The sequence below is a fragment of the Stenotrophomonas acidaminiphila genome (assembly GCA_002951995.1).
In the GTDB taxonomy this organism is placed as follows: Bacteria; Pseudomonadota; Gammaproteobacteria; order Xanthomonadales; family Xanthomonadaceae; genus Stenotrophomonas; species Stenotrophomonas acidaminiphila_A.
The window spans coordinates 2,039,708-2,051,189 of the sequence record CP019797.1 but is presented as its reverse complement, the minus strand read 5'-3'; the positions used below and the strand labels follow the sequence as shown (position 1 = coordinate 2,051,189).

10 protein-coding genes are annotated in these 11,482 nt (G+C 67.4%); 7 read left to right on the top strand and 3 right to left on the bottom strand.

Annotated elements, in window-relative coordinates:
• Window positions 1-279 precede the first annotated feature (279 nt).
• The 3 genes from B1L07_09215 to B1L07_09205 form a co-directional block, all read right to left on the bottom strand.
• Window positions 280-1,488 carry an acetyl-CoA acetyltransferase gene (locus B1L07_09215; protein AUZ55235.1) on the bottom strand — a complete coding sequence of 403 codons (1,209 nt, stop codon included), beginning with the start codon at window positions 1,486-1,488 and terminating at the stop codon, window positions 280-282.
• Between the two features lie 73 nt (window positions 1,489-1,561).
• Window positions 1,562-3,934 (bottom strand): 3-hydroxyacyl-CoA dehydrogenase, encoded by a 2,373-nt coding sequence (locus tag B1L07_09210; GenBank protein ID AUZ55234.1) that lies wholly within the window; start codon window positions 3,932-3,934, stop codon window positions 1,562-1,564.
• A 31-nt stretch (window positions 3,935-3,965) separates the two neighbouring features.
• A complete protein-coding gene (locus B1L07_09205; protein ID AUZ55233.1) occupies window positions 3,966-4,619 on the bottom strand; it encodes a TetR family transcriptional regulator in 654 nt (217 codons plus the stop codon).
• Between the two features lie 209 nt (window positions 4,620-4,828).
• On the opposite strand from B1L07_09205, the gene B1L07_09200 reads away from it, so the two are divergent.
• The 7 genes from B1L07_09200 to B1L07_09170 are packed head-to-tail and all read left to right on the top strand — an operon-like array spanning window position 4,829 to window position 11,445.
• The gene (locus B1L07_09200) at window positions 4,829-5,254 is read left to right on the top strand and encodes a nucleoside-diphosphate kinase (protein AUZ55232.1); all 426 of its coding nucleotides are present in this window, start codon (window positions 4,829-4,831) and stop codon (window positions 5,252-5,254) included.
• A gap of 23 nt (window positions 5,255-5,277) precedes the next feature.
• A complete protein-coding gene (locus B1L07_09195; GenBank protein ID AUZ55231.1) occupies window positions 5,278-6,495 on the top strand; it encodes a 23S rRNA (adenine(2503)-C(2))-methyltransferase in 1,218 nt (405 codons plus the stop codon).
• Window positions 6,488-7,279 (top strand): type IV pilus biogenesis/stability protein PilW, encoded by a 792-nt coding sequence (locus B1L07_09190; protein ID AUZ55230.1) that lies wholly within the window; start codon window positions 6,488-6,490, stop codon window positions 7,277-7,279. Before B1L07_09195 ends, B1L07_09190 begins: the two co-directional genes overlap by 8 nt.
• Window positions 7,280-7,323: 44 nt before the next feature.
• Window positions 7,324-8,136, top strand: a complete 813-nt coding sequence (locus B1L07_09185) for a hypothetical protein (protein AUZ55229.1) — start codon at window positions 7,324-7,326, stop codon at window positions 8,134-8,136.
• Between the two features lie 58 nt (window positions 8,137-8,194).
• On the top strand, window positions 8,195-8,836 hold the full coding sequence (locus B1L07_09180) for a hypothetical protein (protein ID AUZ55228.1): 642 nt from the start codon (window positions 8,195-8,197) through the stop codon (window positions 8,834-8,836).
• A complete protein-coding gene (locus B1L07_09175; GenBank protein ID AUZ55227.1) occupies window positions 8,836-10,032 on the top strand; it encodes an outer membrane protein assembly factor BamB in 1,197 nt (398 codons plus the stop codon). The genes B1L07_09180 and B1L07_09175 overlap by 1 nt, the downstream gene beginning before the upstream one ends.
• Before the next feature lie 12 nt (window positions 10,033-10,044).
• Window positions 10,045-11,445 carry a ribosome biogenesis GTPase Der gene (locus tag B1L07_09170; GenBank protein ID AUZ55226.1) on the top strand — a complete coding sequence of 467 codons (1,401 nt, stop codon included), beginning with the start codon at window positions 10,045-10,047 and terminating at the stop codon, window positions 11,443-11,445.
• Window positions 11,446-11,482 lie beyond the last annotated feature (37 nt).

Below are 11,482 nucleotides of genomic sequence, written 5' to 3'. Positions count from 1 at the left end.
AAAGGCAGCCAATGGCTGCCTTTTTCTTTTGGGGTTGCTTGTTGGGGTCGGATCCCTTTGCGCAGCAAAGGGCTCTGACCCCGATTTTGATCTTGCCTTTGCTCAGCCCGCCGCCACGCGGAATGCCGGGTAGCGCGGGTGGGTGAGGCTGACCGGGACTGTCAGCGGCATGGATGCCGCTGCCAAGCCTACGGGGATGTACTTGCGGCGTGTCCCGGGCAGTCTCACCCACCCGGGCCCTTCAGTACACCGACATCCCGACCGGCAACGCTCTGAACCTTAAAGCGCCTCGAAAATACCCGCCGCACCCATGCCCGTGCCGATGCACATGGTCACCATGCCGTACTTCTGCTGGCGACGACGCAGGCCGTGCAGCAGGGTGGCGGTACGGATCGCGCCGGTCGCACCCAGCGGGTGGCCCAGGGCAATGGCGCCGCCCAGCGGGTTCACCTTGCTCGGGTCCAGGCCGCAATCGCGGATCACCGCCAGCGCCTGCGCGGCGAAGGCTTCGTTCAGTTCGATCCAGTCCAGCTGGTCCTGGGTCAGGCCAGCCTGCTTCAATGCCTTCGGAATCGCGGCGATCGGGCCGATGCCCATCACTTCCGGGCGCACGCCGGCCACCGAGAAGCTGACGAAACGCGCCAGCGGGGTCAGGCCGTAATCCTTGATCGCCTGCTCCGAGGCCAGCAGCACGGCGCCGGCGCCGTCGCTCATCTGTGAGGAGTTGCCGGCGGTGACGGTGCCGCCGAACTGGCCGTTGCGGAACACCGGGCGCAGCTTGGCCAAGCCTTCAGCCGAGGAATCCGGGCGTGGGCCTTCGTCGGTGTCGGCAATCGTGTTGCGGGTGATGATGCGCTGGCCATCGGCCAGGTCCGGCAGGTGCGAGACGATCTCGTACGGGCTGATCTCGTCCTTGAATTCGCCGTTCTGGATCGCGGCCATGGCCTTCTGGTGCGAGGCCAGGGCGAAGGCGTCCTGGTCTTCGCGCGAGACCTTCCACTCTTCGGCGACCTTCTCGGCGGTGATGCCCATGCCGTAGGCGATGGCCACGTGATCGTTGTCGAACACGCTCGGCGCCATGGCGATCTTGTTGCCCATCATCGGCACCATCGACATCGATTCGGTGCCGCCGGCCAACATCAGGTCGGCGTTGCCCAGGCGGATCGCGTCGGCGGCCTGCGCCACGGCTTGCAGGCCGGAGGAGCAGAAGCGGTTCACGGTCTGCGCGGCGACGGTGTTCGGCAGGCCGGCCAGCAGCACGCCGATGCGCGCCACGTTCATGCCCTGCTCGGCTTCCGGCATGGCGCAGCCGATGATCGCGTCATCGATGCGGTTGACGTCCACGCCCGGGGCCTGGGCGACGACGCTGCGCAGCACGTGCGCAAGCATGTCGTCGGGGCGGGTGTTGCGGAACATGCCCTTGGGCGCCTTGCCCACCGGGGTGCGGGTGGCGGCGACGATGTAGGCGTCCTGGATTTGCTTGGTCATTGTGGTGATCTCTCGAATTTTTAGCCGGGGTGCCGACCCATGGCCGGCACCCACCGAAAGCAGGGAAGGGCGATCAATTGCGCAGCGGCTTGCCGGTCTTGAGCATGTGCGCGATGCGGGCCTGGGTCTTTTCCTGTTGGGCCAGTTCGACGAAGTGCTTGCGCTCCAGGGTCAGCAGCCACTCTTCGTCCACCACGGTGCCGCGGTCGACCTTGCCGCCGCACAGCACGGTGGCGATGCGCTCGGCGATCTCGTAGTCGTACGCGCTGATGAAGCGGCCCTCCAGCATGTTGACCAGCATCATCTTGAAGGTGGCGATGCCGACGTCACCGGCCACCTGGATGCGGCGTGCCGGCAGCGGCGGGCGGTAACCCGCCTCGGCCAGCGCACGCGCTTCGGCCTTGGCGATGTACAGCGCCTCGTAGCTGTTGAACACCACCTTGTCGGTGCTGCGCAGCAGGCCCAGTTCCTTGGCGTTGACCGCCGAGTTGGAGACCTTGGCCATCGCCACGGTCTCGAAGGTCTTCTTCAGTTCGGCGAACACGTCGCCACCCGGGCCCGCGGCCTGTGAGGCGCGCACGGCCAGTTCCTTCAGGCCGCCACCGGCCGGCAGCAGGCCGACGCCGGCCTCGACCAGGCCGATGTAGCTTTCCAGGAACGCCACGGTCTTGGCGCTGTGCATCTGGAACTCGCAGCCGCCACCCAGCGCCAGGCCACGCACCGCGGCCACCACCGGCACCAGCGAGTACTTGATGCGCTGGCTGGTGCGCTGGAAGTTGGCAACCATTTCTTCGAACTGGTCGACCTTGCCGGCCTGCAGCAGGCCCAGTGCACCGGCCAGATCGGCACCGGCAGAGAAGGGCTCCTTCTGCTGCCAGATCACCAGGCCCTGGAAGTCCTTCTCGGCGCGGCTGACGCATTCCTGCAGGCCGTCCAGCACCTGGTCGGACACGGTGTTCATCTTGGTCTTGAAGCTGACCACGGCAATGCCATCACCGTCGTGCCACATGCGCAGGCCGTCGTTCTCGAACACGGTCTCGCCCGGCGCGAACTTCTCGCCCAACAGCGGATCCGGGAAGCGCTGGCGCTGGTACACCGGCAGCGACGAACGCGGCAGCTTGGCGTTGCGCGACGGGCTGTAGCTGCCTTCGGCGGCATGCACGCCGTCGCGGCCATCGAACACCCAGTCCGGCAGCGGGGCGTTGCTCATGCTCTTGCCGGCCACGATGTCATCGGCGATCCACTGTGCGACCTGCTTCCAGCCGGCGGCCTGCCAGGTTTCGAACGGGCCCAGCGACCAGCCGTAGCCCCAGCGGATGGCCAGGTCCACGTCGCGCGCGGTCTCGGCGATGTCGGCCAGGTGGTAGGCGCTGTAGTGGAACAGGTCGCGGAAGGTCGCCCACAGGAACTGCGCCTGCGGGTGCTGGCTTTCGCGCAGCTTGGCGAACTTCTCGGCCGGGTTCCTGATCTTCAGGATCTCGACCACTTCCGGCGCGGCAGCGCGATCGGCCGGGCGGTAGTCCTGCTTCTCCAGGTCCAGCACCACGATGTCCTTGCCAACCTTGCGGAAGATGCCGGCGCCGGTCTTCTGGCCCAGCGCGCCCTTGGCAATCAGCGCGTCCAGCCACTTCGGCGACTTGAAGAACTCATGCCACGGGTCGTTCGGCAGGGTGTCGCCCATGGTCTTGATCACGTGCGCCATGGTGTCCAGGCCGACCACGTCGGAGGTGCGGTAGGTGGCCGACTTCGGGCGACCGACCAGCGGGCCGGTCAGGCCGTCCACTTCATCGAAGCCCAGGCCGAACTGCTGGGTGTGGTGGATGGTGGACAGGATCGAGAACACGCCGATGCGGTTGCCGATGAAGTTCGGGGTGTCCTTGGCGTACACCACGCCCTTGCCCAGGGTGGTGACCAGGAAAGCTTCCAGGCCTTCCAGCACGGCGTCGTCGGTGGTGGTGGCCGGGATCAGCTCGGCCAGGTGCATGTAGCGCGGCGGGTTGAAGAAGTGCACGCCGCAGAAGCGGTGGCGCAGCTGTTCGGGCAGCACGTCGGCGAGCTTGTTGATGCCCAGGCCGGAGGTGTTGGAGGCCAGCACCGCGTGGTCGGCCACGAACGGGGCGATCTTCCTGTACAGGTCCTGCTTCCAGTCCATGCGCTCGGCGATGGCCTCGATGATCAGGTCGCAGTCCTTCAGCTGCTCCAGGCCGGACTCATAGTTGGCCGGGGTGATGGCTTCGGCCAGCGACTTGCTGGCCAGCGGCGCGGGGCTCAGCTTGCCCAGGTTGGCGATTGCCTTGAGCACGATGCCGTCGGCCGGACCTTCCTTGGCAGGCAGGTCGAACAGCACGGTGTCGACGCCAGCGTTGGTGAGGTGGGCGGCGATCTGGGCACCCATGACGCCGGCACCCAGCACGGCGGCGCGGCGGATCAGCAGGGAATTGGACATGATGTAGGGCCTTTGTTGGTACCGGGTGGAATCAGGGGGAGGCGGGCGCGGCGGCGCCGTGTGCGCTGGCGCGGAACCCGGCCTCGGCGAAATGGATCAGTTCGTTGGCAGCCTTGCTGCGGTGCGCGGCCTCGCTGATGCCGTGCGGGCGCTTGATCAGGCCGAAATCGGCCATCGCATAGGTCAGCGCGCCGGCGAGGAAGTCCAGCCGCCAGTACAGCTCTTCCTTGCTCAGGCCGGGCACGCAGGCGCCGATGGCCTTGCCGAACTCACGCAGCACGTGGCCGTAGTGGTCGGACAGGAACTTGCGCAGGTTGTCGTTCTTCTCGGCGTAGGCGCGGGCGATCACCCGCACGAACGCGCCCCCGCTCTGCCGGTCCTGCGCCATCGCCAGCGCCGGCTCGACGAAGGCGGCCAGCACCGCGCGCAGGTCGCCGGGGCGGATGGCGCGGGCCTGCTCCAGCTGGGCCAGGCGGGCGGCGGTCATTTCGTCCATGCGCCGGCGGAACACCTCGTTGACCAGGTTTTCCTTGGAACCGAAGTGGTAGTTGACCGCGGCGATGTTGACGTCGGCGTGGCTGGTCACCTGCCGCAGCGAGGTGCCGGCGAAGCCGTACTGCGCGAACAGTTCCTCGGCGGCGCAGAGGATGCGGTCCTTGGTGGAGAAGCTGGCGGGTTTGCCCATGGCGATGCAGTCAATCAAACGATTGTTTGGATGCTACGCCCGGCGGGGCGCAGGGTCATGCTGCTTTGCAGCATCATTTATCTGGCGCTGTGCAAAGCCCCCGGGCACCCGTTAGAATTGGCAACCGCAATTCAGGCTAAGCCCGCGTCCGCACGCGGGTTTTTTTCATGTACCCTCGGGCCGACCGGCCCCAAATCCGGAGAATTCCCATGGCGCTGGAGCGCACCCTTTCCATCATCAAGCCCGATGCCGTCGCCAAGAACGTGATCGGCGAGATCTACGCCCGCTTCGAAAAGGCCGGCCTGAAGATCGTGGCCGCCAAGTACAAGCAGCTGTCGCGCCGCGAGGCCGAAGGCTTCTACGCCGTGCACCGCGAGCGTCCGTTTTTCAACGCGCTGGTTGAATTCATGATCTCCGGCCCGGTGATGATCCAGGCGCTGGAAGGCGAGAATGCCGTGCTGGCCCACCGCGAACTGCTGGGCGCCACCAATCCGAAGGAAGCCGCGCCGGGCACCATCCGCGCCGACTTCGCCGAATCCATCGACGCCAACGCCGCCCACGGCTCGGACTCGGTCGAGAACGCCGCGATCGAGATCGCCTACTTCTTCGCCGCCACCGAAGTGGTCTCGCGCTGAGCAGTACGTAGAAGGTTGAAGCCGTGAACGAGGTCGTACAGTCCCCCGCCATCCAGCCGCTGCCGAAAACCACGCCGGCGGCTGGCAAGCAGAACCTGCTCGACCTCGATCGCGCGGGCCTGGAGACGTTCTTCGTCGAGACGCTCGGCGAACAGAAGTTCCGCGCCCACCAGGTGATGAAGTGGATCCACCACCGCTACGTCACCGATTTCGACCAGATGACCGACCTCGGCAAGTCGCTGCGCGCCAAGCTGCAGCAGCATGCCGAGGTCGTCGTCCCCAATGTCGTGTTCGACAAACCGTCGGCCGACGGCACCCACAAGTGGCTGCTGGCGATGGGCGTGGATGGCAGGAATGCCATCGAAACCGTGTACATCCCGGACAAGACCCGCGGCACGCTGTGCGTGTCCTCGCAGGTCGGCTGCGGCCTGAACTGCACCTTCTGTTCGACTGCCACCCAGGGCTTCAACCGCAACCTGACCACCGCCGAGATCATCGGCCAGGTGTGGGTCGCCGCGCGCCACCTGGGCAACGTGCCGCACCAGATGCGCCGCCTCACCAACGTGGTGATGATGGGCATGGGCGAGCCGCTGATGAATTTTGACAATGTCGTGCGTGCCATGAGCATCATGCGCGACGACCTGGGCTACGGCCTGGCCAACAAACGCGTGACCCTGTCCACGTCCGGGCTGGTGCCGCAGATCGACCGCCTGTCGGTCGAAAGCGACGTGTCGCTGGCGGTGTCGCTGCATGCGCCCAACGACGCGCTGCGCGAAACCCTGGTGCCGCTCAACAAAAAGTACCCCATCGCCGAATTGATGGCGTCCTGCGCGCGCTACCTGCGCGGCAACAAGAAGCGCGATTCGGTGACCTTCGAATACACCCTGATGAAGGGCATCAACGACCAGCCCGAGCACGCCCGCCAGCTGGCGCGGCTGATGCGCCAGTTCGACAACGCGGTGCAGGCCAAGGACTCGGGCAAGGTCAACCTGATTCCGTTCAACCCGTTCCCGGGCACCCGCTACGAGCGTTCGGACGAGGAGCAGATCCGCGCCTTCCAGAAGATCCTGCTCGACGCGCAGGTACTGACGATGGTGCGGCGCACCCGCGGCGACGACATCGATGCCGCCTGCGGCCAGCTCAAGGGCCAGGTGATGGATCGCACCCGTCGCCAGGCCGAGTTCAACCGGCTGCTGCAGGCCCAGGACGCGCCCCCGGCGCAGCGGGACGCGCTTGGTTGAGCGCCTGCTCGCGTCGGTGCTGGTCCTGCTGCTGCTTGCCGGCTGCGGGCATGGCACCAAGGCGACCAGGGTCCGCTGGGGCCCGGAGATGGCGCAGTCCGTAGAGGTGCATGACGACCGCCAGGTGCGCGCGCGCCTGCGCTACCAGGAACTGTTGCGGCTGGTCGGCGACCGGCTGGGCCGGGGCGACCTCGATGGCGCCTTCAAACACGCCCGCTCGGCGCAGAGGCTGGCGCCGGACGATCCGGCGGCCTACACCCTGCAGGCGGTGATCGAAGGGCGGCGGGGCAACATGGAGGAGGCCGGCCGGCTGTACCGGCGCGCCGCCGAGCTTGCGCCGCGCCAGGGCGACGTGCTCAACAACTATGGTGCCTGGCTGTGCGCCAACGGCCATCCGGCCGAGGCGCTGGTCTGGTTCGACCGCGCCGTGGCCGATCCCGGCTACCAGGAACGTGCCGACGCGCTGGCAAACGCGGGCGGCTGCGCGCTGGAAGCGGGGCAGGGCGAACGCGCCGGGCAGGACCTGCGCCAGGCGCTGGAACTTGACCCGGACAACGCATATGCGCTGGAGGCGATGGCGCGCAACGAGTTCCGGCTGGGGCGCTATTTCGAGGCGCGCGCGTTCTACCAGCGACGCCTGGCGGCTGCGCCGGCCACGGTTTCCGTGTTACAACTTGCCATTCAGATTGAAGAACGGCTGGGCGACAGCAGTGCCGTCAGCCGATACCAGCAGCGGTTGCGTGAGGAATTTCCTGCCGGCGCAACCCCGAATTCCCAGGGCTGATGCATTGTGAGCAATGATCCGGGTATGAACGCTTTTGAGGGGCGGTGGGCTGCGGGGAGCAGCTTCGCCAGGCGCGCCAGGCGGCTGGCCTGTCGCTGGAGGAAGTGGCGGGGCGGCTGCACATGCCGGTGCAGGTGGTTGCCGCGCTGGAGCAGGAGCATTGGGAGCGCCTGGGCGCGCCGGTGTTCGTGCGTGGCCAGCTGCGCAGTTATGCGCGGCTGCTCAGCGTCAACCTGGACGGGCTGCTGCAGCAGGCGCGGATCGCGCCGGTCGAGCCGCCCAAGCTGGTCAGCCATACGCATACCCCGCGCGTGCGCCGGGTCGCCGAGAGTCTCGGTCGCCGGGCGGTGTACGTGGTGATCACCGCAGTGCTGGCGGTGCCGGTCTGGTACGCCTTCCAGAGCAAGTTCGGCGACGCGCCACCCAGTACCGCGTCGCTGGACGTGGTACCGGACCCGGCGTCGGTGGCCGCTGCCGGTAGCGCCGGCAGCGACGAAGCGGCGGCACGCCCGCAGCAGGAGCGGGCGCCCTACATCGCATCGATGGCGCCCCTCGCGCGGCAGGCGGCGGAGCCGCAGGCGCTGGCGTCGGCGGGCATGAGCCTGGAGTTCCGCGGCGACAGCTGGGTCGAGGTCTCCGCGCCGGATGGTTCCATCGTCGAGAAGGCGCTGATCCGCGCCGGCGAGAAGCGCAGTTACAGTCCCGGTCAGGTCGGCCGCATGAAAGTAGGCAACGCCTCGGAAGTGGACTTCCGCCAGAGCGGTGGCAATGTCGACCTGGCGCCGTTTACAAGCGGTAATAATGTGGCCCGCTTTACGGTATCCTCTGACGGCTCCGTGGCGCCGGTTTCGCACTGAAACGAGCGCAGATCAAAACATCAAGGCTCCCCCGGCAGGAGTGGAGCGAGAGTTACGCATGGCGATTGACGACCTGCTCGACGAGCATGAACAAGGCGAACGTGTCCGCACCTGGCTGCGCCAGAACGGCGCTGGGATCATTGGCGGGGTGGTGCTTGCGCTGGCCTTGATCATGGGCTGGAAGTGGTGGCAGAACGACCAGGTGGGCAAGCTGGCGCAGGCCAACAGCCGCTATGACGCGGTCAGCCGCAGCCTGCAGTCCAAGAACCTGGACGAGGCCGCCAAGGAAGTGGCGGCGCTGGAAGGCAGCAAGGCCGGCATCTATGCCGACCTCGCGGCGCTGGAGCTGGCCAAGGCGCAGGTCGAGGCGGGCAAGAACGACGATGCTATCAAGACCCTGCGCGGGTTGAAGGTCGAAGGCGAGTTCAAGCTGCTGATCGACCAGCGCATTGCCCGCCTGCTGATCGAAACCGGCAAGGCGGCCGAAGCACAGGCCCTGCTTGGCAAGGCCGATGACAGCGCCAGCCTGGAGATCCGCGGTGACGCGCTGGTGGCGCAGGACAAGCGCGAGCAGGCGCGCGAGCTGTACGCGCAGTCGCTGGCCAAGCTCGACGTCGCCGCGCCGCAGCGTCGCCTGCTCGAAATCAAGCTGATGGACGCCGGCGGTACCGTCGCCGACCCTGCGGCGGAGAAGAACTGATGAAACTCAAGCATGTGGCGGGCATCGCGCTGGTCGCGGTGGCGCTGAGCGGTTGCTCGACGGTCAAGGGCTGGTTCGCGGGCAAGGATGCCGAGGCCAAGAAGGCCCTGGAGCCGGCCGAACTGGTCAAGTTCGAGCCCACGCTCAAGGTCAACCGCATCTGGTCGGCCAACGTCGGCAAGGGTGAAGGCCGCATCGGCGTGCGCCAGGCACCGGCCGTGGCCGATGGCCGCGTCTACGCCGCGGCGGTCGAAGGCGGCGTGCACGCGCTCGACCTGCAGACCGGCAAGCAGGTGTGGGAATACACGCCCGCCAAGGAAAAGAAGAAGGCCAACCTGCGCCTGTCCGGTGGCCCGGGCGTGGGCGAGGGGCTGGTGGTCATCGGCACGCTGGACGGCCAGGTGATCGCGCTGGACGCGGCCAACGGCAGCGAAAAGTGGCGCGCGCGCGTCCCCGGCGAGATCATCGCCGCCCCGGCGGTCGCGCAGGGGCTGGTCTTCGTGCGCAGCAACGACGGCCGTACCACCGCGCTGGATGCCGGCAGCGGCGAACGGCGCTGGTTCAATGCGCAGGAGCTGCCCTCGCTGACCGTGCGCGGCAACGCGCCGGTAGTGGCGGGCCCGGGCGTGCTGTTCATCGGCAACGACGATGGCACCCTGGCGGCGCTGGCCATGCAGGACGGCCGCCCGCTGTGGGAGCAGACCATCGGCACCCCGGAAGGGCGTACCGAACTGGAGCGCATGGCCGACGTCGACGGCGCCCCGGTGCTGGAAGGCAACAACCTGTACGTGACCAGCTTCAAGAACCAGACCCTGGCGATCGAAGGCCCGAGCGGGCGTCCGCTGTGGTCGCGCGACCATGGCGGCGGTGGCGGCCTGGCCGTCTCCTCCGGCCACGTGGTGGTCACCGACGGCAAGGGTACGGTCTATGGCCTGGACAAGACCTCGGGTGCGGCGATGTGGTCGCAGCAGGCGCTGGCGCGGCGCTCGGTGACCGGCCCGGCGATCCAGGGCGATTACGTCGTGGTCGCCGATTACAAGGGATACCTGCACTGGCTGCAGATGGGCGATGGTGCCCTGGCGGCCCGTGAAAAGAGCGGGGGCGACCCCGTGGTTGCGCAACCCATCGTCGCCGAAGGCGTGCTGCTGGTGCAGAACGTGGACGGCAAGCTGACCGCCTGGCGGTTGGCGAATTAAGGAGTCCAAGCGATGCTGCCTTTGGTCGCCCTGGTTGGACGGCCGAATGTCGGCAAGTCGACCATCTTCAATGCCCTGACGCGTACGCGTGACGCTCTGGTCCACGACCAGCCCGGCGTCACCCGCGACCGCAACTACGGCGTGTGCCGGCTCGACGAGGACAACCCGTTCCTGATCGTCGACACCGGCGGCATCGCCGAGGAAGAGGAGGGCCTGGCCGGCGCCACCGCGCGGCAGGCGCGCGCCGCCGCCGCCGAGGCGGACCTGATCCTGTTCGTGGTCGATGCCCGCGATGGCACCTCGGCGCTGGATGACGAGATCCTGGCGTGGCTGCGCAAGCTGTCGCGCCCGACGCTGCTGTTGATCAACAAGATCGACGGCACCGACGAGCAGGACGTGCGCTCGGAATTCGCGCGCTATGGCTTCGGCGAGATGCTCACGGTCTCGGCCGCGCACCGCCAGGGCCTGGACGACCTGCTCGAGGAGATCGTCGAGCGCCTGCCGGAAGAGGGCACGACCGAGACCCTGGACGACGACCCGGCACGGGTGCGCATCGCCTTCGTCGGCCGTCCCAATGTCGGCAAATCGACGTTGGTGAACCGCCTGCTGGGCGAGGAGCGCATGATTGCCTCCGACGTGCCCGGCACCACCCGCGATTCGATTTCCGTGGACCTCGAGCGTGACGGCCGCCTGTACCGGCTGATCGATACCGCCGGCCTGCGCCGCAAATCGCGCGTGGACGAAGTGGTCGAGAAGTTCTCGGTGGTCAAGACCCTGCGCTCGATCGAGGAGTGCCAGGTCGCGGTGCTGATGCTCGATGCCAGCGAAGGCGTCACCGACCAGGACGCCAGCGTGCTGGGCGCGGTGCTCGATGCCGGGCGCGCGCTGGTGATCGCGATCAACAAGTGGGACGGGCTGACCGACTACCAGCGCGAACAGGCCGAAACCCTGCTCTCGCTCAAGCTCGGCTTCGTGCCCTGGGCCGAGGTGGTGCGGATCTCCGCCAAGCACGGTTCGGGCCTGCGCGAGCTGTTCCGCGCGGTGCACCGCGCACATGCCTCGGCCACCCACGAATTCAGCACCAGCGAAGTGAACAAGGCGCTGGAAATCGCCTACGAGAGCAACCCGCCGCCGAGCATCCGCGGCCATGTCTCCAAGCTGCGCTACGTGCACCCGGGCGGCACCAACCCGCCGACCTTCATCGTGCACGGCACGCGCCTGAAGGAGCTGCCGGACTCGTACAAGCGCTACCTGGAGAACTTCTTCCGCAAGCGCTTCAAGCTGGTGGGCACGCCGGTGACGTTCCTGTTCCGCGAGGGCGCCAACCCCTACGAGGGCAAGAAGAACGTGCTGACCGAGCGCCAGGTCAAGGCCAAGCGGCGGCTGATGAAGCACGTCAAAGGCAGGAAGTGATCACGCAGGGGCGGCCGCAGGGCCGCCCTTTTCGTTT

Coding starts and splice junctions, on each gene's coding strand:
- B1L07_09215 (AUZ55235.1), bottom strand. CDS start 1,488: ATGACCAAGCAAATCCAGGACGCCTACATCGTCGCCGCCACCCGCACC.
- B1L07_09210 (AUZ55234.1), bottom strand. CDS start 3,934: ATGTCCAATTCCCTGCTGATCCGCCGCGCCGCCGTGCTGGGTGCCGGC.
- B1L07_09205 (AUZ55233.1), bottom strand. CDS start 4,619: ATGGGCAAACCCGCCAGCTTCTCCACCAAGGACCGCATCCTCTGCGCC.
- B1L07_09200 (AUZ55232.1), top strand. CDS start 4,829: ATGGCGCTGGAGCGCACCCTTTCCATCATCAAGCCCGATGCCGTCGCC.
- B1L07_09180 (AUZ55228.1), top strand. CDS start 8,195: ATGGCGATTGACGACCTGCTCGACGAGCATGAACAAGGCGAACGTGTC.
- B1L07_09175 (AUZ55227.1), top strand. CDS start 8,836: ATGAAACTCAAGCATGTGGCGGGCATCGCGCTGGTCGCGGTGGCGCTG.
- B1L07_09170 (AUZ55226.1), top strand. CDS start 10,045: ATGCTGCCTTTGGTCGCCCTGGTTGGACGGCCGAATGTCGGCAAGTCG.